This window comes from Halorubrum wangae, assembly GCF_051194135.1.
In the GTDB taxonomy this organism is placed as follows: domain Archaea; phylum Halobacteriota; class Halobacteria; order Halobacteriales; family Haloferacaceae; genus Halorubrum.
This window is the reverse complement of the sequence record NZ_JBLZNH010000002.1, coordinates 52,289-77,098: the sequence shown is the minus strand read 5'-3', so window position 1 is coordinate 77,098 and position 24,810 is coordinate 52,289. Positions and strand designations below refer to the sequence as shown.

General features: G+C 68.6%; 26 protein-coding genes and 1 tRNA gene. 11 read left to right on the top strand and 16 right to left on the bottom strand.

All coding sequences use genetic code 11. The features are described 5' to 3' along the window. The first annotated feature begins 195 nt into the window (after positions 1-195). From ACNS84_RS05615 to ACNS84_RS05605, 3 genes are read left to right on the top strand one after another with little or no spacing between them, the layout of a single operon-like run. Complete coding sequence (locus ACNS84_RS05615) at positions 196-1,065, top strand: tetratricopeptide repeat protein (RefSeq protein WP_435073867.1); 870 nt, start codon at positions 196-198, stop codon at positions 1,063-1,065. 22 nt (positions 1,066-1,087) lie between these two features. After that, a complete protein-coding gene (locus tag ACNS84_RS05610; protein ID WP_435074708.1) occupies positions 1,088-1,387 on the top strand; it encodes a DUF424 domain-containing protein in 300 nt (99 codons plus the stop codon). Positions 1,388-1,397: 10 nt separating this feature from the next. Further along, complete coding sequence (locus tag ACNS84_RS05605) at positions 1,398-1,718, top strand: hypothetical protein (RefSeq protein WP_435073866.1); 321 nt, start codon at positions 1,398-1,400, stop codon at positions 1,716-1,718. A 27-nt stretch (positions 1,719-1,745) separates the two neighbouring features. On the opposite strand, the gene ACNS84_RS05600 is transcribed toward ACNS84_RS05605, so the two are convergent. The 5 genes from ACNS84_RS05600 to ACNS84_RS05580 form a co-directional block, all read right to left on the bottom strand. Beyond that, the gene (locus ACNS84_RS05600) at positions 1,746-2,855 is read right to left on the bottom strand and encodes a pyridoxal-phosphate-dependent aminotransferase family protein (protein WP_435073865.1); all 1,110 of its coding nucleotides are present in this window, start codon (positions 2,853-2,855) and stop codon (positions 1,746-1,748) included. 123 nt (positions 2,856-2,978) lie between these two features. Next, positions 2,979-3,236, bottom strand: coding sequence for a DUF7561 family protein (locus ACNS84_RS05595; protein ID WP_435073864.1), 258 nt, complete (start codon positions 3,234-3,236; stop codon positions 2,979-2,981). A 206-nt stretch (positions 3,237-3,442) separates the two neighbouring features. Next, on the bottom strand, positions 3,443-4,597 hold the full coding sequence (locus ACNS84_RS05590; protein ID WP_435073863.1) for an ABC transporter ATP-binding protein: 1,155 nt from the start codon (positions 4,595-4,597) through the stop codon (positions 3,443-3,445). Then, positions 4,587-6,425, bottom strand: a complete 1,839-nt coding sequence (locus ACNS84_RS05585; RefSeq protein WP_435074707.1) for an ABC transporter permease — start codon at positions 6,423-6,425, stop codon at positions 4,587-4,589. The genes ACNS84_RS05590 and ACNS84_RS05585 overlap by 11 nt, the downstream gene beginning before the upstream one ends. A 10-nt stretch (positions 6,426-6,435) precedes the next feature. Continuing rightward, positions 6,436-7,710, bottom strand: a complete 1,275-nt coding sequence (locus ACNS84_RS05580) for a thiamine ABC transporter substrate-binding protein (protein ID WP_435073862.1) — start codon at positions 7,708-7,710, stop codon at positions 6,436-6,438. Between the two features lie 148 nt (positions 7,711-7,858). Between ACNS84_RS05580 and hisA the strand changes: the two genes are divergently transcribed. Further along, complete coding sequence (gene hisA, locus ACNS84_RS05575) at positions 7,859-8,599, top strand: 1-(5-phosphoribosyl)-5-[(5-phosphoribosylamino)methylideneamino]imidazole-4-carboxamide isomerase (RefSeq protein WP_435073861.1); 741 nt, start codon at positions 7,859-7,861, stop codon at positions 8,597-8,599. A 39-nt stretch (positions 8,600-8,638) separates the two neighbouring features. Here hisA and ACNS84_RS05570 read toward each other — a convergent pair whose 3' ends face one another. Further along, positions 8,639-9,397: a universal stress protein gene (locus tag ACNS84_RS05570; RefSeq protein WP_435073860.1), complete on the bottom strand. Its 759-nt coding sequence runs from the start codon at positions 9,395-9,397 to the stop codon at positions 8,639-8,641. 1 nt (position 9,398) lies between these two features. Further along, a complete protein-coding gene (locus ACNS84_RS05565; RefSeq protein WP_435073859.1) occupies positions 9,399-10,850 on the bottom strand; it encodes an APC family permease in 1,452 nt (483 codons plus the stop codon). Positions 10,851-10,979: 129 nt separating this feature from the next. On the opposite strand from ACNS84_RS05565, the gene hisB reads away from it, so the two are divergent. From hisB to cgi121, 3 genes are all read left to right on the top strand, one after another. After that, a complete protein-coding gene (gene hisB, locus ACNS84_RS05560) occupies positions 10,980-11,576 on the top strand; it encodes an imidazoleglycerol-phosphate dehydratase HisB (protein WP_435073858.1) in 597 nt (198 codons plus the stop codon). A gap of 84 nt (positions 11,577-11,660) precedes the next feature. Continuing rightward, positions 11,661-14,141 carry an ATP-dependent DNA helicase gene (locus ACNS84_RS05555; RefSeq protein ID WP_435073857.1) on the top strand — a complete coding sequence of 827 codons (2,481 nt, stop codon included), beginning with the start codon at positions 11,661-11,663 and terminating at the stop codon, positions 14,139-14,141. Next, positions 14,138-14,731 (top strand): KEOPS complex subunit Cgi121, encoded by a 594-nt coding sequence (cgi121, locus tag ACNS84_RS05550; RefSeq protein WP_435073856.1) that lies wholly within the window; start codon positions 14,138-14,140, stop codon positions 14,729-14,731. Before ACNS84_RS05555 ends, cgi121 begins: the two co-directional genes overlap by 4 nt. Positions 14,732-14,918: 187 nt before the next feature. Here cgi121 and ACNS84_RS05545 read toward each other — a convergent pair. Then, positions 14,919-14,991, bottom strand: a tRNA-Gln gene (locus tag ACNS84_RS05545). 200 nt (positions 14,992-15,191) lie between these two features. Between ACNS84_RS05545 and ACNS84_RS05540 the strand changes: the two genes are divergently transcribed. Together ACNS84_RS05540 and ACNS84_RS05535 are read left to right on the top strand one after the other, a co-directional pair. Further along, entirely contained in the window at positions 15,192-15,800 is a 609-nt protein-coding gene (locus tag ACNS84_RS05540) for an IMP cyclohydrolase (RefSeq protein ID WP_435073855.1), read from the top strand. Positions 15,801-15,887: 87 nt separating this feature from the next. After that, positions 15,888-18,020 (top strand): S9 family peptidase, encoded by a 2,133-nt coding sequence (locus ACNS84_RS05535; RefSeq protein ID WP_435073854.1) that lies wholly within the window; start codon positions 15,888-15,890, stop codon positions 18,018-18,020. Between the two features lie 2 nt (positions 18,021-18,022). Here ACNS84_RS05535 and ACNS84_RS05530 read toward each other — a convergent pair whose 3' ends face one another. From ACNS84_RS05530 to ACNS84_RS05515, 4 genes are all read right to left on the bottom strand, one after another. Continuing rightward, a complete protein-coding gene (locus tag ACNS84_RS05530; protein WP_435073853.1) occupies positions 18,023-18,400 on the bottom strand; it encodes a helix-turn-helix domain-containing protein in 378 nt (125 codons plus the stop codon). Positions 18,401-18,501: 101 nt separating this feature from the next. Further along, positions 18,502-18,756, bottom strand: coding sequence for a DUF8001 family protein (locus ACNS84_RS05525; RefSeq protein ID WP_435073852.1), 255 nt, complete (start codon positions 18,754-18,756; stop codon positions 18,502-18,504). A 53-nt stretch (positions 18,757-18,809) separates the two neighbouring features. Then, the gene (locus ACNS84_RS05520) at positions 18,810-19,496 is read right to left on the bottom strand and encodes a DUF5828 family protein (protein WP_435073851.1); all 687 of its coding nucleotides are present in this window, start codon (positions 19,494-19,496) and stop codon (positions 18,810-18,812) included. A gap of 86 nt (positions 19,497-19,582) precedes the next feature. Next, complete coding sequence (locus tag ACNS84_RS05515) at positions 19,583-19,852, bottom strand: DUF8007 family protein (RefSeq protein ID WP_435073850.1); 270 nt, start codon at positions 19,850-19,852, stop codon at positions 19,583-19,585. 110 nt (positions 19,853-19,962) lie between these two features. Here ACNS84_RS05515 and ACNS84_RS05510 point away from each other — a divergent pair, with 110 nt between their 5' ends. Both ACNS84_RS05510 and ACNS84_RS05505 read left to right on the top strand, forming a co-directional pair. Further along, positions 19,963-20,343, top strand: a complete 381-nt coding sequence (locus tag ACNS84_RS05510; protein ID WP_435073849.1) for a cupin domain-containing protein — start codon at positions 19,963-19,965, stop codon at positions 20,341-20,343. Further along, positions 20,336-20,965, top strand: a complete 630-nt coding sequence (locus tag ACNS84_RS05505; protein WP_435073848.1) for a DUF8052 family protein — start codon at positions 20,336-20,338, stop codon at positions 20,963-20,965. Before ACNS84_RS05510 ends, ACNS84_RS05505 begins: the two co-directional genes overlap by 8 nt. A 51-nt stretch (positions 20,966-21,016) precedes the next feature. Here ACNS84_RS05505 and ACNS84_RS05500 read toward each other — a convergent pair whose 3' ends face one another. The 4 genes from ACNS84_RS05500 to ACNS84_RS05485 all read right to left on the bottom strand — a co-directional run bounded on the left by ACNS84_RS05500 (position 21,017) and on the right by ACNS84_RS05485 (position 24,614). Further along, the gene (locus ACNS84_RS05500; protein ID WP_435073847.1) at positions 21,017-22,861 is read right to left on the bottom strand and encodes a carbon starvation CstA family protein; all 1,845 of its coding nucleotides are present in this window, start codon (positions 22,859-22,861) and stop codon (positions 21,017-21,019) included. 161 nt (positions 22,862-23,022) lie between these two features. Beyond that, a complete protein-coding gene (locus ACNS84_RS05495; RefSeq protein ID WP_435073846.1) occupies positions 23,023-24,000 on the bottom strand; it encodes an ArsA family ATPase in 978 nt (325 codons plus the stop codon). Then, complete coding sequence (locus ACNS84_RS05490; protein ID WP_435073845.1) at positions 24,000-24,296, bottom strand: DUF7990 family protein; 297 nt, start codon at positions 24,294-24,296, stop codon at positions 24,000-24,002. The genes ACNS84_RS05495 and ACNS84_RS05490 overlap by 1 nt, the downstream gene beginning before the upstream one ends. Before the next feature lie 105 nt (positions 24,297-24,401). Next, positions 24,402-24,614: a hypothetical protein gene (locus ACNS84_RS05485; protein ID WP_435073844.1), complete on the bottom strand. Its 213-nt coding sequence runs from the start codon at positions 24,612-24,614 to the stop codon at positions 24,402-24,404. Between the last annotated feature and the right edge of the window lie 196 nt (positions 24,615-24,810).

The following is a 24,810-nucleotide window of genomic DNA, read 5'->3' as shown; positions in this document are numbered from 1 at the left end:
GCGAGAGACGGGAACTCGAAGTGCGACCGCGAGGGCTCGCGCTCGGGCGCTGAGGGTGGGTAGCGCAGAGAAATCGGAGAGATGGGCGTACCCGATTGCGACTGCGGGCGAGTCCACCGTGTCGTCACCACTGACAGCGTACTCGTTCGCTCGCTGACGCAACCCTTACGCCGCGTGAACGTCAAAACTGGGTATATGACCGACGAACGCGACGACGACCGCCACGAGTTCTCCGCGGGGCAGGGCGTCGACGCCAACTACGAGGAGTTCACCCTCGACCCCGAGGAGATCGACGCCGACCCGAACACGGTCGACCCCGTCGACTCGCGCGTCCTCACGGACATCCTCGACAAGCGGAACGTCGAGAGCGATTCCATCGACGTGGAGCGCCTGATCGACGTCGGACTCTCGTACATGGGGATCAACCGCTTCGAGGAGGCGACGGAGACGTTCGAGCGCGCCGCCAGCTTCGCCGAGGAAGACTCGCTGGAGGCCCAAGAGGCGTGGGTGAACAAGGGCGCGGCTCACGCCCAGTTAGAGGAGTTCGACCAGGCGGTCGGCGCCTACCAAGAGGCGCTGCGGATCGACGACGACTCCGAGCACGCCGCGACCGCCGAAACTAACCTCGCGTACGCGCTGTGGGAGTCCGGCCGCGGCGAGCAGGCGCTCGAACACGCCGAGCGCGCCGTCGAGACCGACCCGCGCTTCGCCGAGGCGTGGTACAACCGGGGGTTCCTGCTGGTCGAACGAGGCCTCGCCGAGGACGCCGTCACCTGCTTCGACAACGCGATCCGCCTCGGCTACCGGAGCGCGGGCGTCTTAGAGGAGAAGGCGCGTGCCCTCGAAGAGGCCGGCGAACACGAGAAGGCCGAGGAGGTCGCCGACCGTGCCGATGAGATCCGGCGCGAGGCGGAGGGACAGATGGTCGAGGAACAGACCGGACAGGCCCCCGGCCCGGGCGGCGCCGGCGGGCGCGGCGGTGCCGGCGGTCAACCGGGCGGCCGCGGCGAACCGACCGAACCCCCGGAGCGCGAACTCCAGGGCGAGGGGCCCGAGGGCTTCTGAGATGGGCGACCGAGCCGCCGGGATGCTCCTCCGCGAGCGCGAGACCGCGGAGGGGACGCTCGTCTCCGTCTGCGACGCGGACTGCCTCGGCGAGACGTACGAGGACGGCCCCGTGACGCTCACCGTCAGCGAGGAGTTCTACGCCGGCGAGGGCGCCGTCGAGGCCGACGCCGAGGCGGTCGTCGCCGGACTCCACCGCGCGCAGGTCGCGAACATCGTCGGCACCGAGGCCGTCGGCGTCGCGGTGGAACACGGCCTCGTCGACGAGGAGACGGTCCTGGAGTTCGAGGAAACCCGACACGCACAACTGCTCTGGCTGTGACCGGGGACGCATGAAGCGACTCACGCGGGCGGAGTTGGCGGACCGTCTGGGCCCACTTCCGCCGTCGGACGCGTTCTGGAACCGAGCGGTCGAGGCCGAGCGCGGGGTCATCAGCGTCGCGCCGACCGTCATCGGCGCAGACGGCGAAGAGGCGAAGCAAGTCCGCCGAAACCGACGCCGACGCGGCGTCCCCGGACCGGACGGCCCGCTGTCGACGGGCGACATCGTCGACGTCGGCGACCACTCGTTCGTCGTCGTGGAGGTCGAATCGACCGAAGCGGGCGGGCGGCGGTACCGGATCGACCTGGTCGAGCCGCGGTCGGACGGGTAACGGCGAAAAAGAGGCGGGGAAGACCGCTTACAGGTCCGCCACGTCTTCGATCGCGTCGGTGAGTTCTTTCACGCTCTCGACGGTGTGCTCGCCCATGTGACCGATGCGGAACGTCTCCTCGGCGATGTCGCCGTACCCGTTCGAGAAGGCCATGTCGTACTCCTCGCTGACCTCCTCGATGGTTGCGGCGACGTCGATACCCTGCGTGTTTTCGATGCAGGCGACCGTCTGCGACTCGTACCCCTCCTCGGGAAACATCGCGAAGTGCTCGTCGGCCCAGTCGTGGACGTATTCCATCATCTCGCGGTGGCGCTCGTCGCGGGCGTGGTGCCCCTCCTCGAGCATGTATTTCATCTGCTTGCGGTACGCTAACATGATCGGGATCGCCGGCGTCGAGTGGGTCTGTCCCTTGCGGTCGTAGTAGTCGATGGCGCGCCGGAAGCCGCCGTACCACGAGGAGTCCCCCTTCTCGACCTCGCGGTCGTAGGCGTCGTCGCTGACGACGCAGACCGCGAGCCCCGGGGGCATCGCGAACGCCTTCTGCGTGGACGCGAAGATGACGTCGATGTTGTGCTCCTCGATGTCGACGTAGTCGCCGCCGAGCGACGAGACGGCGTCGACGGCGAAGTAGGTGTCCGGGTACTCTGAGATTACGTCACCCATCTCCTCGATGGGGTTGCGGACGCCGGTCGAACTCTCGTTCATCACGCCCGCGACCATGTCGTACCCCTCCTCACTGGCGTCGAGCGCCTCGCGGATGTCCTCGGGCTTGACCGCCTCGCCCCACTCGTACTCCAGTCGGCTGACGTCTTTCCCGAGGCGCTCGGCGACGTTGGCGTACCGCTCGCTGAAGCTCCCGCAGGTCGGGACCAAGACGCGCTCGTCGACGAGGTTCAGCGTCGTCGCCTCCCAGAACTCCGTGCCGGAGGCCGTGAGGATGATCACGTCGTTGTCGGTGCCGAGGAACTCCTTGGTGTCCTCGACGATGGTCGTGTAGAGGTCGGTCATCCGGTCCATCCGGTGTCCGAACGTCGACTCCGTCATCGCCTCGATCACGTCCTCGCGGACCTCGGTCGGACCGGGGATGTACAGCGTCTTGTCGTCGTAGTCGTCTCGGTATTCGCGTTTCTTCGTCACGGGATCCACCTGTTGGATCGGATCCGGTCGCGAGGGGCTATGGTCCTTGTGATACGTTCGAAAAAGAGAGCGTGTGGCGGCGACGACGCCGGCAGCGGTGCCGACGGAGAGTCGGGCCGCGCCTCACCCCCAGTGCCAGAAGCTGTTCCGGTCGGCCTCGACGGGGTCGGTGCGCTCGCGGAGGTCGACGACGTCCGCCTCGGTCGGCTCGTGATCGTCCGGGAGCGACTCCATGCACTCGAAACAGAGGAAGAACTCCGCGCCGTCCGTGAGCTCCACGGTCATTCCCTGCGTCGACTCGAACGCGAAGTTCCACAGGTCGCCGATTCCGCCGGCGATCCTGACGGACCGCTCGCAGACGTCACACGACTCCGAAGCCATACCCGAGATAGGGGTTCGGGGCGGTAATGCGTGTCGCCGTTGGATGCAGATCGGAGGGCAGTGTTGACCGCGAGAGAACCACTCCCGGAACGGCGGCGGACCACGTCAGCGCCCGAGTCAATTACTTATAAACACCTGACCGCGCATCGGCGGGTAACCGCTCCGAATCCCCCGCTCCGCACGGCACCGCGGCCTCACGCCTCCAGTTATAAATCGTCGTCCGTCACGCGGGGTCGGCCGTCGATCACGTGCGCATCCGCGGGGTCGAAGCCGACGACGACCTCACCGGAGAGCGGGTCGAGTGTCCGAACGACGAGGTCGCGATCGCCCCAGTCGAGGGTCACGCGCGTCGTCTCGCCCAGGAACTCCGCGCTCGCGACGGTCGCCGCGAGTCGGCTCTCCCCGCCGTCGATCCGCAGGTATTCGGGGCGGACGCAGAAGGTGAGGCGGTCGCCGGGGGTCACGCCTGTGGGATCTTCCACGCCGACTCGGAGCGTCTCGCCGCCGACGTCGACAGCGGCGGTCGGGGGGTCGCCGTCGTCGTCGCGGCTCGCCGCGGCTCCCTCCTCGACGGCCGTGACCCGGCCCGCGAACACGTTGTTGTCGCCGACGAACTCGGCGACGAACCGCGTCGCCGGCTCTCGGTACACCGTTCTCGGCTCAGCGACCTGCTCCGGCGCGCCGTCGCGTATCACCGCGACGCGGTCGGAGACCGCCAGCGCCTCCTCCTGGTCGTGGGTGACGTATATCGTCGTGATGCCGAGCTCCGACTGGATTCGTCGGACCTGCACGCGGAGCCGCTCGCGGAGCCGCGCGTCGAGCGCGCTCATCGGCTCGTCCAAGAGGAGCACGTCCGGGCCAGGTGCGAGCGCCCGGGCCATCGCGACGCGCTGCTGTTGCCCGCCGGAGAGGTTCTCGGGGTCGCGGTCGGCGGCGTCCGGCAGATCGACCAGTTCGAGCAGTTCGGTAACGCGCTCCTCGCGAGAGACGCCGCCGGGCGGCTCGGCGAAGTTGAGGCCGTACGCGACGTTCTCGCCCACGGTCATGTGCGGGAACAGCGCGTAGTTCTGGAAGACGACACCCACGTGGCGGTCCTCCGGCGGCACCCCAGCGACCGAGTCGCCGAAGAAGCGGACCTCGCCGTCGGTCGGTGCCTCGAATCCCGCGATCAGCCGGAGCGTCGTCGTCTTCCCGCAGCCCGAGGGCCCGACGAGGGTGAAGAACTCGCCCTCTCGCACCCGGAGGGTGACGTCGTCGACGGCGGTCGTCTCGCCGTAGCGCTTCGTCACGCCGGCGAGTTCGACGGCCGGCGGGGCATCGGCCGAGCCTCCGGCACCCGCGCTCGGTCCCTCAGAGTCCACGGCTCTCACCCCCGAGGCGGTCGATGACGACGAAGCTGAGTCCGGTGACGACGAGGAGGACGACGCCCATAGCGGTCGCCGGTCCGAGCCGACGCCCGATGAACCGTTCGATGGCGACCGGCATCGTGTACGCGTCGGCGCCGGTGGCGAGTACGACCGTCGCCGTGAACTCGCCGACCGAGATGGCGAACGCGAACGCCGCGCCGGCGACGACGCCGGGCCACACGAGTGGAAGTTCCACGTCGCGGATCACCCGCGCCCGCGACGCGCCGAGCGCCCGAGCGGACTCGATCAGCGAGCGGTCCAACCCCTCCAGTCCGGGTGCGACCGTCCGGACGACGAAGGGATAGCCCGCAACGGCGTGCGCGACGACGATGGCGACCGCGCCGGACGCGGCGATCCGCCAGCCGGCGACTTCGATCCCGAAAACGAGCCCGCGGAGGAGCCCGAGGCCGACGATGATCCCCGAGACCGCGAGCGGCGCCATCGCGGCCGCGTCGACCAGTGTCCGCCCGCGGTAGCGTCGGGTCGTCAACACGGCGACGACGACGCCCATCGGCAAGGCGATCAGCGTCGCCGCCGACGCGAACGCGAGCGAGTTGCGGATCGCGGGCCACGGCCGCACCTGAAACGCCGCCCCCGTCTGCTGGCGCTCGAGAAGGAACCGGTAATGTTCCAGCGTGAGCGCGCCGTCGCCGCCCGTGACGCTCGCGAGGACCATCGAAGCGATCGGCGCGAGGAAGAGAGTCGCCGCGACGACGACGTAGGCCGCGAGCCCGACGCGCGGCAGGAGTTCCCGCGCGGTCGGCGCCGACGGGAGCAAGCGCCTACGCGGGAGCGGCCGGGCGCCCCGAGCGCTGACCGCGTTCTTCGCCTCGTAGCGTAGGTACGCGAGCAACACCCCGAGCGAAATGGCGAGTTCGACGAGCGCCAGCGCGGCGGCCTCGGCGTAGTTCAGGTCGCGGACGAGTCGGTAGACGAACACCTCGATCGTCGCGAGTTCGAACCCGCCGAGCGCGAGCACGATGGGGAAGGTGCCGAAGGTGAACACGAACGTCAGCGCCGCGCCCGTCAGGACGGCGGGGTACACCTGCGGCGCGACCACGTCGTAGAACGCTCGGATCGGCCCGGCACCGAGGCTCCGGGCGGTCTCGACCGCGCGCGCGTCGACCGACTCCCACGCCGCGGTCGTCACCCGGGCGACGAGGGGCGCGTTATAAAAAGCGTGGGCGATCACGATCGCCTGAAGCGAGAACAGGAGGTCGACGGTCGGGAGCCCGAGCGCCGACAGAACGGCGTTCAGGGTTCCGTTGGTGCCGAACGTGGCGACGAAGCCGACCGCGACCATGATCGACGGGAGGACGAACGGGACGATGGTCAGCGACCGCAACGTCCGCCGGCCGGGAAACTCGAAGCGCGCGAGCAGGTACGCCGCCGGGAGCCCGAGCGCCACGCTGGCGACCGTCGACAGCGCGGCCTGATACGCGGTGAACCCGACGATACCGAGCCGGCGGTCCGGACCGAGGAGCGCTCGGGCGACCGCGAGCGGCGACTCCCCCGCGAACAGCCGGGCCAGTTCACCGAAGTAGAACGGGTCGCGAAACAGTTCGGCGAACACCGCGAGCGTGGCGACGCCGTCGACGACGATCGCCTCGATAAGCACCGTGCCGACCGGATAATAAAAGGCGACGACGAGGACGACGCTCGTGAAGACGGCGAGCGCGGCCAACAGTCGCCCCTCGATGCGATCGCGGAGCGAGCGAGTGCGACCGCGACTCGCGGCGCCGCGGTCCGGCTCCCTATCGCCGTCGCTGCGACGGTTGCTCACGCCGTCGACCTCAGTTCCCGGCGTACTGTCGCTCCCAAGCGTCGATCCACTCACTGACCGAACCTCGGAGCTCGTCGTACGTGAACGTCACCGGTTCGGCCGGCTCCTTGGCGAGTTCGGAGTAGTCGTCCGGGAGCGTCGCGGTGTCGGTCGCGGGGAAGGCGACGTTGCGCTGGGCGATCTCGCCCTGCACCTCCGGCTCCAGCATGAACGACATGAACGCCCGCGCCAGCTCCGGCTCGTCGGCGTCGGCGAAGACGGCCATCCCCTCGGGGGTCGCGTACGCCTGGTCGTTTAAGAATCGGATCTGGTGCCGTTCCAGGTCCTCGCCCGCGTCGGCCGCGAACACCTGATCTGTCGAGTAGGAGACGACGACGGGCGCCTCCCCGTTGCTCCACGCGGTGTACGCGTCCTCCCACGAGCCGAGTACGCGAACGTCGTTGGCCTGCAGATCCGCCCAGTAGTCGAGGTAGTCGTAGTCGGGGTCGCCGTCGCCGCCCTCGATCGCCTCCCCGTCGCCCTCGCTCGCGACGCCGCCGTCGCCGAAGCGGTGGATCGTGTGGAGCAGGAACGCGCGTCCCGTCGAGGAGCCGCCCGGGTTCTGCGCGATGAGCGCGCCGGCGTGCTCGTCCGCGAGCAACCCCTCGAACGTCTCTGGCGCCTCCGTCACGGTGCCGTCGTAGACGAGACTGACGTAGCCGGTGTCGAAGGGGACCGCCCGGTCGAACGGGTCGAAGAGGAGCCCCTCGCGGACGTCGGCGAAGCCGTCGACGTCGCCGCGCTCGGCGAAGAGGTCGTCGTCGAGCCGGTCGTCGACGCGCACGAGGTCCTCGGTGGTGAGGCCGACGTAGAGGTCGGCGTCGACGGACACCTCGGAGGCGGCCCGCTCGATGTAGTAGTTCAGCTCGTTGTCCGGAGTCGCCCACTCCAACTCGGCGTCGAATCGAGATTCAAACTCCGCTTTGAGCCACTCGCCCGGGCTCACGGAGGGCGCGTCGATGAAGTTGGTGTACGTCGCGACCGTGAGCGTGGGCGTCTCGCCGTCGTCCGAGTCGTCCGAGTCGTCCGAGTCGTCAGAACCGTCGGACCCGTTCGACCCGTCCGAGCCGTCGGCGGCGCCGTCGCTCCCGTCACCGGTCCGCCGCGCGCTACAGCCGGCGAGCGCGAGCGCGCCCGCGGTTCCGCCGATCGACAGGAACCGGCGGCGAGTGGAGCGTTCGGACCCCGCTTCGGTTCGTTGAGCGCCCGGATCCGCCGCGCGAGCCGCGTCCGTGTCGTCTGCCATTACTTGGTTGTTACACTCGGTGGTTATAAGCGATCCGTGTCGGCATCCGGAGTGTGCGACCGACCGCGAGCGACGCGAAACCGGCGTCGCGGGCGCCACGCCTCCGCGAACCGACCCGTTTAATCCGCGCCCGCGACTCCCGACGGGTATGAACGACTTCCCCGAGTTCGAGGTTATCCCGGCGGTCGACGTCCAGGACGGCGAGGTCGTCCAACTGGTCGGCGGCGAGCGCGGCACCGGCAAGCGGTACGGCGACCCCGTCGAGGCCGCCGAGCGCTGGATCGAGGCCGGGGCGCGGACGCTCCACCTCGTCGACCTCGACGGAGCGTTCGAGGGCGAGCGCGTCAACGCAGAGGCGATCGAGGCGGTAGTCCGGAGCGTCCCGGACGCGGTCGGCCTCCAACTCGGCGGCGGCATCCGCGCGGCCGACGGCGCGCGGGAGCTCCTCGACCTCGGGCTGGACCGCGTTATCTTGGGCACGGCGGCGATCGAGACGCCCGAGATCGTCGCCGCGATAGACGAGACTCACCCCGGGAGCGTCGTCGTCAGCCTCGACGCGAAGGACGGCGAAGTCGTCGTGAGCGGCTGGACGGAGGGGACCGGCCTCGACCCCGCCGAGGCCGCGACGCGCTACGAGGACCTCGGCGCGGGCGCGGTCCTCTTCACCAACGTCGACGTCGAGGGACAGTTGGAGGGGATCGACCGCGACGCGGTCGCGAGCGTCGTCGATGCGGTCGACATTCCCGTGATCGCCTCCGGCGGCGTGGCGACCGTCGACGACGTGGTCGCCCTGAAGGGGGCGGGAGCGGCCGCGGTCGTCGTGGGGACCGCGCTGTACGAGGGGCGGTTCACGCTGCGGGAGGCGCAGGCGGCCGCTGACGACGTCTGAGGCGGGCGCTGGGAACGCTCCGCTCGTCGCGGACGCCGGCTACTCCTCGGGGCGAGCGCGCTGGACGACCAACACCGGGCCGAGAAAGCGCTCGGCCACCTGTTTCGACGGCATCCCGAAGACGAACGTCGTCACCGACGGGTCCGTCTCGCCCATCACGACAGCGTCGTACGACTCTGCCCTGGCGGCGATCAAATCGATCGGGACGCTCGCGTCTTCGACGAGGGTCGCGATTCGGTCGGGCGCGATACCTCGCTCGACGAGGTCGGATTTGACCCCGTTTAAAAATGACTCCCCATCGTCTGGTGATTCGCCGTCGCCGGGGGCGTGGTACAGCGTCACGTCGACGTCCGCGTCGGCGAACAGCCCGACGACGAGTCGGGTGTTTCGCTCGATCCCGACCGTGCCACGGAGCGCGACGAACACCGACGACACCTGCGGCGTGCTGTTCGGAACGAGCACCGCGAGGCAGTCGTGCTCGTAGATGAGGCGATCGATCGTGGCCGCCTCGTCGTGGGTGAACACCAGTCGCGTCTCGACGTCGGCGCCGGCCGCGGCGAGTTCGGCGGCGAACTCGTCGAGTTTCGCCATCCCCGTCTCGCCGAACTGCTCGCGCGCCTGCTCGGCCGCCGTCTGCTCGGGGATGACGTGGTATCCGAGGAGGACCACGCGGGCGTTCGCGAGCAGTTCGGCCGTCCCGTTCGGGAGCGATTCGCCCTCCAGCACCGCGAGCGGGACTAACACCGCGGGTCGGCCGGTGGCGGACTGTTCCTCGTCGTCGGTGGGTGCGGCGGTCATCTCAGAAGTCACCTTTGAGTTCGACGTCTGTCGCGTAGAACCGGTACCAGCCGTAGGCGGCGAGCATCACTCCTGTGCCGACGCCGATCGACGCCGGCTGCATGAACGCGATGAGCGCGAAGCTCGCGAGGCCGCCGACTCCGGCGACGGCGACGCCGGCCGGACACCGAAACGACGGGTCGTACCACGAGGGGCGCTCTCGTCGAAGCCGAATCAGCGCGACGCAGATCAGGCCGTACATCACGAGATGGAGGAACGAGGCGACCTCGGCGAGCAGCGCCACTCGCCCCGTCGCGGCCAGGACGACGATGGGGCCGCCGGCGAGCCCGAGGGCGACGTGTGGGGTGCCGTACGCGAGGTTGAGTCGGCTCGCGGCCTCGGGCACGACTCCGTCGCGGCTCACGGCGTACACCGCCCGAGAGGCGCTGAGGATGGAGGCGTTCGCGCTGGAGAACGTCGCCAACAGTCCGGCGACGACGATCGCCACCGCGCCCGGCAGGCCGACGAACGACCGCGCGACCTCGACCATCGCGGTCTCGCCGAACTCGCCGAGCCGGGCGCTGCCGAACGCGCTGGTCGCGACGAAGATGGTGACGACGTAGAGGACGCCGACGAGGAGCACGGAGCCGACCATCGCCAGCGGCAGGTTCAGGCTCGGCTCCTTGATGTCGCCTGCGACGGTCGCGACCTGTGCGAATCCGAGATACGAGGTGAACACGAGCGCTGCGGTCTGCAGCACCGGCAGCGCGCCGCCGGGCGGGAAGAACCGCTCCGGCAGGCGCTGGGCGCCGAACACGCCGAGCGCGTCGAGAGAGCCGTAGGCCAGAAAGAGGGTGAGGATGACTAAGAGGAGGACCACGATCGCGTTCTGGAGCGCCGCGGTGTTCTTCGTCCCGAAGAGGCTGAGCGCCGTGAGCCCGACGCCGAACGCGACGCCGAGCGGGACCGCGGGGTCGATCGGGAGCGCGACGCCCGCTTCGAGGAACACCTGTCCCGCGTAGCTGCCGAGTCCGACGAGGTAGAAGGCGGAAGCGAAGACGAGCCCGAGCCAGAGCCCGAGCCCGACGACCGCGCCGGCGGCGGTCCCCAACCCGCGCGAAATGAAGAAGTACCCGCCCCCGCTGCGCGGCATCGCGGTGGCGAGCTCCGATGCCGGCAGCGCGACGAGGAGCGCGATGACCGCCCCGATCGCGAACGAGAGCGACGCCGCCGGCCCGGCGTTCGCCGCCGCCAGCCCCGGAAAGACGAATATCCCCGCGCCGACCATCGTTCCCACGCCGATCGCGAGACCGCCCACGAGACCGATCGTCCGTTCGAGCTCCCCCTCCCCGGTGTCGGCGTCGACGGCGGCGGCGACGGTCTCCGAACCCGCGAGATCGGGTGACTGAGGGCCTGACGTGGACGCCGGCGTGGGCGTCGCGACGGGCTCGTCGGCGGGCTCGGAGTCGTCCATACCGTGCTAAGTCGACTCACGGAGGCGACAAATATCCACCGCCGCCCGGGTCGGCGGGCCGGGGGCGGCCGGGGAACTGCGGGCCCGACCACCCGCAACCGACTTACGAATCGCCTGTGACGACCCGGTATGAGCGAGCACGACCGGACGGCCGCGGTCACCCGCGAGACGAGCGAGACGACGATCCGGCTCACCCTCGCGGTCGACGGCGACGGCGACAGCGAGGTCGACACCGGGATCGGCTTCTTCGACCACATGCTGACGTCGTTCGCCAAGCACGGCCTCTTCGATCTCACCGTCGACTGCGACGGCGACACCGAGATCGACGACCACCACACGGTCGAGGACGTGGCGATCTGCCTCGGCGAGGCGTTCGACGAGGCGCTCGGCGAGAAGCGCGGCATCCGTCGGTACGCCGACCGGCGGGTCCCACTCGACGAGGCGGTCGCGAGCGTCGTCGTCGACGTCGCCGGCCGGCCGTACTACGAGTTCGACGGGGAGTTCTCCCAGGAGTCCGTCGGCGAATTCACCAGCGTGATGGCCGATCACTTCGCGCTGTCGCTGGCGCACAACGCCGGCCTGACGCTCCACGCCGCGGTCGAGACGGGCGACAACGCGCACCACGAAGTCGAGGCGCTGTTCAAGGCCCTCGCACGGGCGCTCGACGACGCGACGCGGCTCGACGGTCGCCGCAGCGATACGCCGAGCACCAAGGGCGAGTTGTAGGAGCGGCGGCGGTCGCGCGACGTCCGACTTCCTCCACCGCCCCGTTCCGACGGTTTAAATCGGGTCGGGACCCACCCTTCACCAATGCAACCGAGTTCGCTCTCCGGACTTCCCGCGGGCGTCGGCGAGGCGCTCGAAGCGGAGGGCGTCGCCGAGCTGTACCCGCCCCAAGCGGCCGCGGTCGAGGCCGGCGTCGTCGACGGCGAGAGCCTCGTCGCCGCGGTCCCGACGGCCTCCGGAAAGACCCTGATCGCCGAGCTCGCCATGCTGTCGGCGATCGAACGCGGCGGCAAGGCCCTGTATATCGTCCCGCTCCGCGCGCTCGCCAGCGAGAAGAAGACCGAGTTCGAGCGCTGGGCGGACCACGACATCACCGTCGGCGCCTCCACCGGAAACTACGAGTCGGACGGCGAGTGGCTCGCCACCCGAGACATCATCGTCGCCACCTCGGAGAAGGTCGACTCGCTGATCCGGAACGGCGCCCAGTGGATCGACGACCTCACCTGCGTCGTGAGCGACGAGGTCCACCTCGTCGACGACCCGAACCGCGGGCCCACCCTCGAAGTCACTCTCGCGAAGCTCCGAAAGGTGAATCCCGGCCTGCAGACAGTCGCTCTCTCGGCGACCGTCGGCAACGCGGACGTCATCGCCGACTGGCTCGACGCCGAACTGGTCGAGTCCGACTGGCGCCCGATCGACCTCCGGATGGGCGTCCACTTCGGTAACGCGATCGACTTCGCCGACGGGAGCAAGCGCGAGGTGACCGTCGAGCGCGGCGAGGACCAGACCGCTCGACTCGTCGGCGACGCGCTCGACACGGAAGAGGACGGTCAGGGCGGCTCCTCGCTCGTCTTCGTCAACTCACGGCGCAACGCCGAATCGTCGGCTCGAAAGCTCACCGACGTCACCGGGTCGCGCCTCACCGATGGGGAGCGCGACCGCCTCCGCGAACTCGCCGAGGAGATCCGTGGCGTCTCCGACACCGACACCTCCGAGGACCTCGCCGACGCCGTCGAACAGGGGTCGGCGTTCCACCACGCGGGGCTCGCGAGCGAGCACCGGTCGCTGGTGGAGGACGCGTTCCGCGACCGCCTCATCAAATGCATCTCCGCGACGCCGACGCTCGCCGCCGGCGTCAACACCCCCGCTCGGCGAGTGATCGTCCGCGACTGGCGCCGCTACGATGGGGATTTCGGCGGCATGAAACCCCTCGACGTGCTGGAGGTCCACCAGATGTGCGGCCGCGCGGGCCGGCCCGGACTCGACCCGTACGGCGAGGCGGTGCTGCTCGCGAGCGACGCGGACACCAAAGAAGAGCTGTTCGAGCGGTACCTCTGGGCCGACCCCGAGCCGGTCCGGTCGAAGCTCGCGGCCGAGCCCGCGCTCCGGACGCACGTACTCGCCACCATTGCCTCCGGGTTCGCCTCCACCCGTGATGGACTCCTCTCGTTCCTCGACAACACACTCTACGCGACGCAGACCGACGACGAGGGGCGGCTCGCGGCGGTCACCGACACCGTCCTCGACTACCTCGCCGTCAACGACTTCGTCGACCGCGACCGCGACGGCGGGACGGAGAGCCTGACCGCGACCGGTATCGGCCACTCGGTCTCGCGGCTCTATCTCGACCCGATGAGCGCGGCCGAGATGATCGACGGCATCCGCTCGGTCGGAGACCGCGAGGCCGCCGGTCAAGGGAGCGGCGACGGCGACGCCGGAGCGTTCGTCAGAACCGCCGACGACGACGGCGACGAGCCCGGATTCGGGACGTACACGCGAGCCGACGAAGACGGCGACGAGAGCGAATCGGCGGGTGCCGCGGCCGACGCGACCGCAGATGGCGAGGGCGATTCGGACGACTCGTCACCCAAAGTCACGCCGCTCGGCCTCTACCACCTCGTCAGTCGCACCCCCGACATGTACGAACTCTACCTCAAATCGGGAGACAGAGAGACGTACACCGAGATCTGCTACGAGCGCGAGACCGAGTTCCTCGGGGACGTGCCGTCCGAGTACGAGGACGTGCGGTTCGAAGACTGGCTCGCGTCCCTGAAGACGGCCCGCCTCCTGGAAGACTGGGCAAACGAGGTCGACGAGGACCGCATCACGGAGCGCTACGGCGTCGGCCCGGGCGATATTCGCGGGAAGGTCGAGACCGCCGAGTGGCTGCTGCGCGCGGCCGAAACCCTCGCGCGAGACGTGGAGGGGATAGACGGCGACGTCGTCGTCGCGGTCCGAGAGGCGCGAAAACGGATCGAGTACGGCGTCCGCGAGGAACTGCTCGACCTGGCCGGCGTCCGAAACGTCGGTCGGAAGCGCGCCCGCCGGCTGTACGAGGCCGGCGTCGAGGACCGCGCCGACCTCCGCGAGGCCGACAAGGCAGTCGTGCTCGGCGCGCTCCGCGGCCGCGAGCGCACCGCCGAGCGCATCCTCGAACACGCGGGGCGCGAGGACCCCTCGATGGATGACGTGCGGCCGGACAAGTCGGCCTCGGCGGCGGCGACCGCCGGGTCCGCGAGCGACGAGAACGGCGAGGGACAGGCGAGTCTGGGTGATTTCGAATGAGCGAGAGAGCGCCTGTCGGCGCTCCATCGGACGACCGGCCGGCCGACCCGCAGACCCCGGCTCACCACCTCGTCAGCGGGACGGTCGCTATCGACGACCTCGACGCGTTCCTCTCGCGACTTGACGGGATCGCCGCCGAGACCGGCGCGATCGTGCAGGCGTTCGACGCCGACCTCGTCGTCTCCGACGCGCACCTCCGCGCGGCGACCCGCCTCGCGGCGCGGGCGATCGCTCGCGGCGAGGCCGTCGCGCGCGATCCGGGGGTAGAGGTCCTGCTGTACGCGGCCGGGCGGCGACAGATAGATCGCGCGCTGAACCTCGGCGTCACCGAGGGCGAACAGCGCGCGGTCGTGCTCGTGGCCGACTTCGGCGGCGTCGAGGGGGCAGACAGATCCGCCGCCGACCTCGACGCGGCGGTGAGCGCCGTCGAAGCGCTGACGACTCCGACCGACGCTGAGATCGAAAACGGGTTCGACGCGGATCGAGTCACCGCGTTCTTCGACGTCTCCGACCGCGAACTGGCGGCGACGGCCGGCGGGCTGGCCGACGTCGTCCGCGAACGCGTGGCGCTGCTCGACGTGGAAAAGTAGTCAAAAGGCGCGAGCGACCGGGGACAGATACCCCTTAGTTTCCACTGGAAACCGCATGACTGAGGTCGCGTTCGATTCCAGGCGAACCGAACGGTCGAGTCGAACGAGACGGTCCACCCGAAACGGTCCCCGGGAGACCAGAGAGCGGGAGGGAGCGGTCTGGAATCGAAGCGGCGAACCGCGAGAATAGTCCATCCTGGATTCGAACCAGGGTCGTTGCCCCCAGAAGGCAACAGGATTGGCCACTACCCCAATGGACTGTGCGCATCCATCGATAGCCTGTGCGTGTTTGTAAGCGTTGCGCGTTGCCGGCCCTCTGTCACGCGTTCACAGTCGGTGACGGAACCGCGAAGACGGACGGAACCGCGACGCGACCCTTCGGTCACCGGTCGAGTCGTTTGCGATCGACGAACGTGCGTATATCGATGCGCTTTACTCGACAGAATAGCCACGAATCTGTATGTACGTCGGACGATTCGTCGTCGTCGCTCCCGGAATCGGTGCCTACCGAGTCTCCTCGCGCTCGTTCCCGAACCGGCGCGTGCTCGACCGCGACGGAACCCTTACCGTGGGACCGACGCCGGACGCTCCGGAGACCGACAACCCGTACGTCTCGTACAACTGCGCGCGCGAGGTTCAGACACCGACGGCCGAGCCGCTCGCGGTCGTCGGAAACGGCTCGCACGTCGACCCGATCGCAGAGAAGTTGGGACTCGGCTACCCCGCTCGCGACGCCCTCGCAACCCCGCTGCTCGCGCTGGACTTCGAGAAGGACGACTACGACACGCCCCGGATCGCCGGCGTCGTCGGAAGCGAGACGGCGACGATCGGGGTCGTCCGACGCGACGCGCTGCTCGTCGAGGCCGTCGACGAGCCGACGATAGTCGCCACCTACGAGACCGACAGCCCCGAGCCGTACGCCCTCTCGGCGGCCGAGGCCGAGGTACCGGACGCGGCGGCGGCCGCGACCGAACTCCTCGACGCCGACTTCGAACACCCCGTGTGCGCCGCGGGCGCGACCGTCGACGACGACGGCGTGACGCTCGCGTTCGACAACGGCGAGGCGTAGTCGACTTCGGGGGAAGTCGCCCGAGCCGACGGCCGACCGCCTTTCCGGCTCCCGACGCCTTTTGCCCGCGGCAGCCGATCCGTCGCCATGGATCGCGTCACCGCGGCCGACTATCACGACATCGCCACGCCCGCCGACCCGCGGCTCTCGCCCGACGGAGACCGGGTCGCCTTCCTGCGACGCCAGCCGACCGACGACGAGGCCGTCGAGTCGACCGTCTACCTCGTCGACGCTGCCGGCAGCGACCCCCGACGCCTCACCCTCACCGAGGGCAACGACGCGGAACCGCGCTGGAGCCCGTCCGGCGACCGCATCGCGTTCACCTCGACGCGAGGCGCCGCCGACGACCGCCAGCAGCTCTGGGTCCTCCCGGTCGACGGCGGCGAGGCTCAGCGAGTCACCGACGTCGTCGGCGGCGTCAGCGAGATCGCGTGGTCGCCGGACGGGGAGCGGATCGCCTTCGTGCAGTCGGTGACCGCCGACGATCGCGAGGCGGACCGAGACCTGTCAGTCCCCGAGGAACACGAGCCGGACGATCACCCCGATCCGCGCGTGATCGACCGCACTGTCTACCGCTCCGACCAGCAGTTCTTCGACGGCCGGTGGGCCGGCGTCTACGTCGTCGCCGCGGACGCGGCGGTCGGCGGCGCGACCGGAGCAAATCCCGCCGAGGGCGTCGAGCGGGTGACCGATCGCGACGCCGACTTCTCGGCGCCCGACTGGGGCGACGACGGCACCCTGTACTTCGCCGAGGAGGTCGGCGACGACCCCGACGACTCCGCGGAGATCGCGATCCGCGTGCACGACTTCGAGACGGGCGACACCGAGCACGTCCACACGACGACCGGCTGGGGCGCCGCACTCGCCGCGACCGCCGACGGCCGCGTCGCCTTCACCCACGCGGAGCCCGAGCAGGTGTCGATGCAGCCGGTCGACCTCCGCGTCGTCGACCGCGAGACGGGCGCGGTGACCGATCTCACCGGCGATGTCGACCACGGACTCGGCTACGAGGCCGCGCCGCAGTGGGGCCCCGACGACGCGACGCTGTACTTCGCGACCCCCGACGAGGGGAAGACCGCGCTGTGGCACGTCCCCGCCGACGGGAGCGAGACCCCCGAGCGCCTCCTCCGGCCGGGGACCGTCTCCGGCGCGACCGTGGGCGGCGACGACGGTGCCGGTCCCGGCGAAGTGACCGTCGCGTTCGCCGCCAGCGAGTGGGACCACCCGGGTGACGTCTTCGCGCACGATGCGTCGAGCAGCGAGACGACGCGACTCACCGAACTGAACGCCGCGTACCTCGCGGAGCACGCGGTCGGAGAACCGGAGGAGATCCGGTTCGAGTCCGACGGAACGGAGATCCAAGGATGGGTGCTGACGCCGCCCGCGGTCGACCCTGACGGCGAGGGGAGCGAGGCGGACGAGGCGTACCCCCTCGCGGTCGAGGTCCACGGCGGCCCTCACGCGATGTGGTCGACCGCGGGGACGATGTGGCACGAGTTCCAGACGCTCGCGGCTCGCGGGTACGTCGTCTTCTGGTCGAATCCGCGCGGGTCGACCGGCTACGGCGAGGCGTTCATGCAGGCGATCGAGCGCGATTGGGGCGCGGTGACCCTCTCGGACGTGATGGCCGGCGTGGAGGCGGTCGCCGAGCGACCGGCCGTCGACGAGACGAACGCCTTCCTCACCGGCGGCTCCTTCGGCGGGTTCATGACGGCGTGGGCGGTGGGACAGACCGACTACTTCCGCGCGGCCGTCTCCCAGCGCGGCGTGTACGACCTGACCGGATTTTACGGGTCGACGGACGCGGCGTACAAGCTGGTCGAGGGCGACTTCGACACCGTTCCCTCCGAGGAGCCCGAGTGGCTGTGGGAGCAGTCGCCCACCGGCCACGCCGACGCGGTCGACACCCCCACGCTGCTGATCCACAGCGAGGACGACACCCGAACGCCGATCTGCACGGCGGAGCTGTATCACCGAATTCTCCGGAAGAACGGCGTCGATACGCGATTCGTTCGCTACCCGCGGGAGGGGCACGAGCTCTCGCGCTCCGGAGAGCCGGGACACGTCGTCGACCGCATCGAGCGGATCGCTCGCTGGTTCGACGGCTACTCCGACCACCACGACGCGCCACGGGCACTCGACCGGCCCGCCGACGATGGATTAAGCGCCGCGAACGAGGCGGACGACGAGGACGAGGAAGAGGAAGCGGACGGCGAGTAGGCTCACTCCCGATCGTCCGGGTCGAACGCGTCGATCGCCGTGTGGACGCCCTCGACCCACTCGTCGAGCGCGTCGTGGAGCCGTTCTTTCGCCTCCGGCACCGGGATCGCCGTGTACTGGTAGACGTAACCGCCGGAGTCGAGCAGCCGTCGACGGCGCTCGACGAGTCCTTTGTCCCGCAGCGTCGACAGGGAGCGGTTCACGTTCGACCGGTCCCGGTCGAGGGTTTCGGCCAGTTCGGCGACGGTGCTCCCCGGGTGATCGAGCAGCGTCAGGTACGTGCGGCTCTCGTGGTCTCGAATGCCGAACACGCAGGAGAGCACGTGTTCGAACGAGGGAGAGACGTCGCCGACGAGGTCCTCGATCTCGGGGTCGCTCATGGCCGTCGTTCGACTGCGGCCGGGTTAAAAGTCGCCATCCGCGGCGGACTGCGGCCGAGAGGGGCGGCGACGGCGGCTACGGTCGGCCGACGACGGTCGGGTCAGTCGTCGGGATCGACCTCGACGCCGGCGTATCCCATCCGGTCGAGACAGCCGCGCATCTCCGATTCCTCCGTGTGACGGTGCAGGTTCGTCGGCGTGTCGCAGTGATACGTCTCGCCGTCGTATCGGAGCACGACCTCGTGACGACCGCCGGCGACCTCGACGTCGACGAGTATCCGGCGGCCGTCGTTGAGTGCGTCGATTATCTCGTCGGCCGACAGCTCGCCGGCCTCGATCCGGAGTACCTCGGGCATAGGCACTGTTTGTCGCTCGTCGAATTAAAACCGTGCGTGGCTCGGCGAGGGAGTTACGTCATCGTCGAATCCGGGCCGCCCTCCTTCTCCGGAGGTTCGACGCCCTCGGCGGCGGCGATGTCGTCCGTGCGTTTCTCGGTCTCGACGTGCCAGCGGTCTATCTCCGACTCGTAGTCGGCGAGGATGTCGCTCACATCCTCTTTCAGTTCGTCGTCGTTGACGTTCACCTCGAACTCGAACGTCTCGCCGGCCTCGCTGCGACCGACCTCCTGAATGTTGGCGCTGACGAGTTCGTTGTCGAAGTAGTACGGTGCCATCTGGGTCATCACGTTCCGGTAAACGGTGTCTTCGACCTTTCGGAGCGCCTTTCGGCTGGCCGAGTCGGCCGCGCGAGCGACGTGGCCGATCGACTCGCCCCAACTCTCCATCGCGCTCTCGGTGTCGTTCTCCTCGACCTTCTCGTAGGACTCGGTGAGCTTCTCTCCGGCCGTCTGGAGGTCGTCGCTCGGCGTTTTACCGGCCTGTTCGCCCTCGCCTTCGGAGACTGACGCCTGATCGGCGGTCTTCGCCGAGACGTCCTCGTCGATGCGCTCGTGGGCCTTCGGTCGCCACTCGTCGAAGTCGTAGAAGGCGTCGCTGTCAGAGCCCGTCTCGCGGAGTGCTAAGGTGATCCGTTCGCCGTGCTCGACGACGTCTCCCCAGTCCCCGCGCGTCTTGAAGCCGGAGATGCTCTCTTCCATCGGGTTGCCCCCAATACGTAACGGACGCGTATAAGTCTCTCCGACCTGACGTGAGCGATCGGCTCAATCGACTGACCGATCGCGACCTACTTTCCGTACGAAAGCCGACGCCCAAGGTCGTCGACCCGGTCCTTGAGGTCGGCGAGGAACCCAGCAGGCGACACTCGGCGGATCGAGGACTCGGTGACCTCGATGCGCTCGCCCGCGAACGGGTCGTGCTCGGCGCGTTCCGCCGGGTCCTTATCGCCGTTTACCGCACCCACGACGGTCGACATCGAACACCGTCCGCACGCCTCGGACTGTATCTCTTCGTCGGACATGTGATTCTCTACCGAACGATCGTGTTCAACGCTCATAAAACCCGCCGTCGGCAGTGCTGCGGCGGTTCTTCGGTGACCGACGGCGGCTCGGAACCGACCGACGCTGCCCCGATGAGCTTTTCAATCGGTCCGTGGAATGTGTTCTCATGGGATACCGCGTCGTCGACACGGACTCGGTGGAGCCGAAGCCGGATCGCCCCTGCGAATGCCGAAAGCTCTCCGAGCCGGGCGGCTTCGACTCCGCGGCGATCAACCGCTTCCATGCCGAGCCGGGCGAGCAGCTGCCGTTGGCGTACCACTACCACGAGACCCAGGAGGAGGCGTTCTACGTCCTCGACGGGACGCTCTCGGTGGAGACGCCGGAACAGACCTACGAGGTGCCCGCGGACGACCTGTTCGTCGTCGATCCGGAGAGCCCGCAGCGGGCGTACAACCCGGCCGACGCGACGGAGCCGGTGACCGTACTGGCGATCGGGGCGCCGCCCGTCGACGGCGATGCGGTCGCGTACGATCCGGACGATGAGTGACGCCGCCGAGGGGAGCGACGGCCGACGCGACCCCGAGGAACTACCGGCCGAGATCCGCGAGGCGGTCCCCGACTACGACGACGAGTACCTCGACCGCGTCTCCGACCGGCTGATGTACAGCTACGACCTCGAGGCCGACGTCGTCGTCGACGGCGAGCGCTTCGATCTGACCGCCGAGATGCGGATGCGCAATCAGAAGCAGTTCCTCCACCCCGCCCTGAGCTACGCGGACCACGACGTGATGGAGTACCTGTTCGCTCGGCACGTGTCCGACCCGACGGTCGGCGAGTTGGAGCGGCTCGTGGAGTTCGCCCACGGCGTCGCCGACGAGCGGGTCGAGGGGAACGAACAGCACTACGGCACCGACGTCACGGTCGTGATCGTCGCCGACCGGATCTCGGACCAGGTCGCTGAGTTCGTCGACGGGTTCCGGGACCGGACCCTGCTGAAGTTCGGCTACTACGGTCACTACGAGGTGAATCTCGTCGTGGTCGCGCCCGACGAAGAGCGCCTCGTCGCCAGCGAGGCCGCGAGTAGCGCCGAGGCGCTTCGGCTGTGGGCGCCGGTCGAGAACCCCGACGACGGCATCATCTCGCGGTTCACGAAGCGGTTCTGGCGCTGATCCGGTTGAGATTTTACCTAAAAAATTCGACACCGCGGAGCCGCGTCGTCGTCAGTCGTCGCTTGGTTCGGCCGCGGGCGGCTCGCTGCTCCGGACGGACTGGAGGTTACCAATCCCGATCCGGACGAGCGACAGGGCGATGTAGATCAGTACGAGGCCCAAGATCAGCTGTGCCGCGGACGACAGCTGTGCGCCGATCGTGCCGGCGCCGCCCTGGATGAGGTTGACGTAGAGGTTGTTGTACAGCGCGATCCACGCGAGCCCGAGCACGGTGATAGTCACCATGATCGCCATCGGGACGCCCGTGGAGACGAGCTGTTTGGACTCGTCCCAGTTGGCGAGCCACACCGTCGCCGTCAGCAGCGCGAGCGCCGCGAGGAGCTGGTTCGCACCGCCGAACAGCCCCCAGAGCGTCTGCCACTGGCCCGAGATGATCAGGACGTACGCGATACCGATCTGGATGACCGGGTTCGTGTACCGACCGCGGGCGGCCGCCCCGATACCTCCGGAGAGCCCGGAGACGGTCATGCCGTCGTCTATGCCGACGATCTCCTCCATCATGTAGCGACCGAGGCGGACCGCGGTGTCGGTGGAGGTGAGCAGGAAGCTCACCAGGACGAGCGCCATGAAGACGCTCCCGATGGCAATGGGCACACCCAGGCTCGTCAGGATGATTCCGCCGCCGTCGGCGAAGTTCGGGAGAGCTCGACCGATACCGCCGCCGCCGGTCACTCCGGCGACCGCGACCGTCGACAGCGCGAGCGCGCCGAGCAGGCCCTCACCGAGCATTCCGCCGTAACCGATCAGGCGGGCGTCGCTCTCCTTGTTGAGTTGTTTCGAGGTCGTCCCCGAGGAGACGAGCGAGTGGAACCCGCTGATCGTCCCGCAGGCGATGGTGATGAAAAGCAGCGGGAACAGCGGGAACAGTCCCGCGGCCTCGACGCCCCAGAAGCCCTCGAAGACGCCGATCGAGTCGCTGATGACAAGCGGCTGACTCGACGTGCCGAGGATCGTGCCGACGATGATCGCCAGCACGCCCCCGCCGACCCCGCTGTACAGCAGGAACGACGAGAGGTAGTCACGCGGCTGGAGCAGCACCCACACCGGGAGCGCGCTCGCGATGCCGGCGTACAGCATGACGAGCGGGATCCAGCCGGCGGTGTTACCGCCGAGCGCGGCTGCGCCGGGGACCCAACTGCCGGTGCTCCCGCTGAACAGTACGATCGTTCCCGCGGGGTGGCTCCCCTCGGCGAGCGCGAACAGCGCGAACGGGTACTGAATGCCGACCCAGACGCCGGCGAAGACGCCGGCGACGAACAGGATCGTCCCCGGGACGAACGGGCCGTTGAGCTGGTAGAGGTACACCCCGAAGAGGAGCGCGAGCCCCACGTAGACGGTACTCGCGGTCGTCACCTGCGGGTACGCGTTGAACACGATCCCGACAACGAGGGCGAACACCGCGACGACGAGGATGATCGTGAGGAACGCGAACCACAGCAGGAGGTTCTTCCCACGCTCACCGACGTACTGACCCACGATGTATCCGATCGACCGCCCCTCGTGACGGATCGAACTCGACAGCGAGATGAAGTCGTGGACCGCGCCCATCAGCGGGTTCCCGATGGCGATCCACAGCATCGCCGGGACCCAGCCCCAGATTACTCCCGCAGTGATCGGACCGACGATCGGCGCGCCGCCCGCAATACTTGAAAAGTGATGCCCCAATAGTACCGGTTTTTTCGACGGTACATACTCCTGCCCGTCCTCGTACTTGTGTGCCGGCGTCTCTCGCTCGTCGTCGAGATCAACGAACTGCGAGAGGTACCGCGAGTATCCCATATACCCGACAGAGAACGTTCCGAGGACCGCGACCATTATCCAGATTACGTTTGTCATGTATAGCCCTGCCTCAGTAACGCGGTTTGGAAACAGCGTATTAAGTATTATCGTCAACCGTGATAGTTACGCGATTCAACCGCAGAAACACCGACGAGAGCGACCTGTCAACGTTCGTTTCGTCTGGCAGGTTATTGATTCTACGCTGACCGTCTCGGTTCTTACTCGCGCGCGCTCACGGGCGCTCCGGTCTCCACGTCGAGGGCGGCAGCAACGTCCGACAGCACGTCCCCGCGGACCTCGCTGGTTCGCGATTCGATTTCGGCGACCAGCGGCGGGTCGAACTCCTCGCGGACCTGATCGAGACGGTCGCGCTCCGTCGCGACTTTCTCACGGAGATAGGTGGCTCCGCGCCCCGCTTCGTCGTCGTCCGGCGACGGGGTGAGTTTGTTCGCGACGAGCCCGCGGACGCGCAGGTCGCGCTCTGTGAACCCCTCTATCGCTCGACCGGTCTCGTTGACCGACAGCTGATCGGGGTTCAACACGAGGAAGAAGGCGGCGTCGTTCCGCATCGTATCGCCCGCGAACTCGAAGAACTCCTTGCGTCGCTGGAGCCGTTCCAAGACGGGGTCGCCGTCCATCAGGCGCCGCGGCTCCATGTCGCCGATGGCGGCCTTCTCGAACAGATCGATCGATTGCTTCCGCTTGTACAGCAGGCGGTCGATCCAGTCGCCCAGAAAGTCGGGGAGCCCGAGCAGTCGGAGCGTCGACCCGGTCGGTGCGGTGTCGAAGACGATCCGGTCGTACGGTTCGCTCTCCTCGCGCATCACACCCACGAACGCGTCGAAGAGGGCGGCCTCGTACGCCCCCGGCGTCCCGTGCGACATCTCCAACTGTCGGTTGATCTCCGAGACCATCGCCGCCGACACCTGTTCCGAGAGCCCCTCGCGGATCTGTTGGAGGTGCCGCTGCATCTCGTCTTCGGGGTCAATCTCCATCGCGTCGAGCCCCGAGACCCCGTCGACCGGTTCGGGGTCGTCACCGAACTGTTGGTCGAACACGTCGGACACCGAGTGCGCGGGGTCGGTCGAGACGACGAGCGTGCGCAACCCGGCGTTCGCACAGCGGTAGGCGTACGCACAGGAGACGGTGGTCTTGCCGACCCCGCCTTTGCCGCCGAAGAAGACGAACTGCTCCATCAGAAGTGGTACTGCTGGCCCTTTCGTTCCATGAGGCTCTCGCGGTCCCACAGCCGCCGTTCCCACGCCTCGAACTCGTCTTCGAGGTACGGGAGCAGCTCCGCCGTGTAGTACGAGACCGGCGAGGGGATGCCGAAGGCGTCCGGGAAGCACGCGAGCATGAACTCGTCTTCCGTGTCCTCGGCCTCCTTCTCGATCTTCTCGTAGGCCGGATGCGTGAACATCCCGTGATACAGGCCGCGGAGCCATTCCTCAAGGGTGGCTCGGAACGTCTCGATCCGGTCTGCGACTGTCATTGTCGTGCGTGACGGTCGGGGCGTGTTAAAAGCTGTCGCGGTCGCGCGTCGAGCGCTCGCAGGGGTCGGGGTGGGACGCTCGACGATGAGGCCGACGCGGTTCGGTCAGGCCGAGTTGCCGTCGGCGGCCAGTTCGGCCTGCAGTTCGTCCGCGTCAGCCGACTCGTCGTCGCCGAGCTCCGGCTGCTCGTTTGTGTCCGGACTCGGCGCGTGTGCGTCCCCGTCGAGCGCGCCCCAGACGAGGTACAGCATCGCGATGACCATCAGGAAGGTCATCACGACCGCCACGAAGCTCACCGCCGACACGTACTGGAACATGGTCGTCGGTCTGCGGGCGTAACGTATCAACGTGTCGGCTTTCGGCAGTCACGGATGCGGGCCGAACAGCAGCGCGAGCCCCGAGGGGTCGGTCTGCGGCCGGTTTGGACGGTCCGTACGCCGGGGAGAACGCTCCGTGTCGGCGGCAGAATGGAGCCGTGTCGAATCGACTTCGACCCGCAACGCCGAGACGCCG

Bases quoted from the DNA above. Each gene is read 5' to 3' on its own strand.
- ACNS84_RS05615 (WP_435073867.1), top strand. From the start codon at position 196: ATGACCGACGAACGCGACGACGACCGCCACGAGTTCTCCGCGGGGCAG.
- ACNS84_RS05610 (WP_435074708.1), top strand. From the start codon at position 1,088: ATGCTCCTCCGCGAGCGCGAGACCGCGGAGGGGACGCTCGTCTCCGTC.
- ACNS84_RS05605 (WP_435073866.1), top strand. From the start codon at position 1,398: ATGAAGCGACTCACGCGGGCGGAGTTGGCGGACCGTCTGGGCCCACTT.
- ACNS84_RS05595 (WP_435073864.1), bottom strand. From the start codon at position 3,236: ATGGCTTCGGAGTCGTGTGACGTCTGCGAGCGGTCCGTCAGGATCGCC.
- ACNS84_RS05580 (WP_435073862.1), bottom strand. From the start codon at position 7,710: ATGGCAGACGACACGGACGCGGCTCGCGCGGCGGATCCGGGCGCTCAA.
- hisA (WP_435073861.1), top strand. From the start codon at position 7,859: ATGAACGACTTCCCCGAGTTCGAGGTTATCCCGGCGGTCGACGTCCAG.
- ACNS84_RS05570 (WP_435073860.1), bottom strand. From the start codon at position 9,397: ATGACCGCCGCACCCACCGACGACGAGGAACAGTCCGCCACCGGCCGA.
- ACNS84_RS05565 (WP_435073859.1), bottom strand. From the start codon at position 10,850: ATGGACGACTCCGAGCCCGCCGACGAGCCCGTCGCGACGCCCACGCCG.
- hisB (WP_435073858.1), top strand. From the start codon at position 10,980: ATGAGCGAGCACGACCGGACGGCCGCGGTCACCCGCGAGACGAGCGAG.
- ACNS84_RS05555 (WP_435073857.1), top strand. From the start codon at position 11,661: ATGCAACCGAGTTCGCTCTCCGGACTTCCCGCGGGCGTCGGCGAGGCG.
- cgi121 (WP_435073856.1), top strand. From the start codon at position 14,138: ATGAGCGAGAGAGCGCCTGTCGGCGCTCCATCGGACGACCGGCCGGCC.
- ACNS84_RS05540 (WP_435073855.1), top strand. From the start codon at position 15,192: ATGTACGTCGGACGATTCGTCGTCGTCGCTCCCGGAATCGGTGCCTAC.
- ACNS84_RS05535 (WP_435073854.1), top strand. From the start codon at position 15,888: ATGGATCGCGTCACCGCGGCCGACTATCACGACATCGCCACGCCCGCC.
- ACNS84_RS05530 (WP_435073853.1), bottom strand. From the start codon at position 18,400: ATGAGCGACCCCGAGATCGAGGACCTCGTCGGCGACGTCTCTCCCTCG.
- ACNS84_RS05525 (WP_435073852.1), bottom strand. From the start codon at position 18,756: ATGCCCGAGGTACTCCGGATCGAGGCCGGCGAGCTGTCGGCCGACGAG.
- ACNS84_RS05520 (WP_435073851.1), bottom strand. From the start codon at position 19,496: ATGGAAGAGAGCATCTCCGGCTTCAAGACGCGCGGGGACTGGGGAGAC.
- ACNS84_RS05515 (WP_435073850.1), bottom strand. From the start codon at position 19,852: ATGAGCGTTGAACACGATCGTTCGGTAGAGAATCACATGTCCGACGAA.
- ACNS84_RS05510 (WP_435073849.1), top strand. From the start codon at position 19,963: ATGGGATACCGCGTCGTCGACACGGACTCGGTGGAGCCGAAGCCGGAT.
- ACNS84_RS05505 (WP_435073848.1), top strand. From the start codon at position 20,336: ATGAGTGACGCCGCCGAGGGGAGCGACGGCCGACGCGACCCCGAGGAA.
- ACNS84_RS05500 (WP_435073847.1), bottom strand. From the start codon at position 22,861: ATGACAAACGTAATCTGGATAATGGTCGCGGTCCTCGGAACGTTCTCT.
- ACNS84_RS05495 (WP_435073846.1), bottom strand. From the start codon at position 24,000: ATGGAGCAGTTCGTCTTCTTCGGCGGCAAAGGCGGGGTCGGCAAGACC.
- ACNS84_RS05490 (WP_435073845.1), bottom strand. From the start codon at position 24,296: ATGACAGTCGCAGACCGGATCGAGACGTTCCGAGCCACCCTTGAGGAA.
- ACNS84_RS05485 (WP_435073844.1), bottom strand. From the start codon at position 24,614: ATGTTCCAGTACGTGTCGGCGGTGAGCTTCGTGGCGGTCGTGATGACC.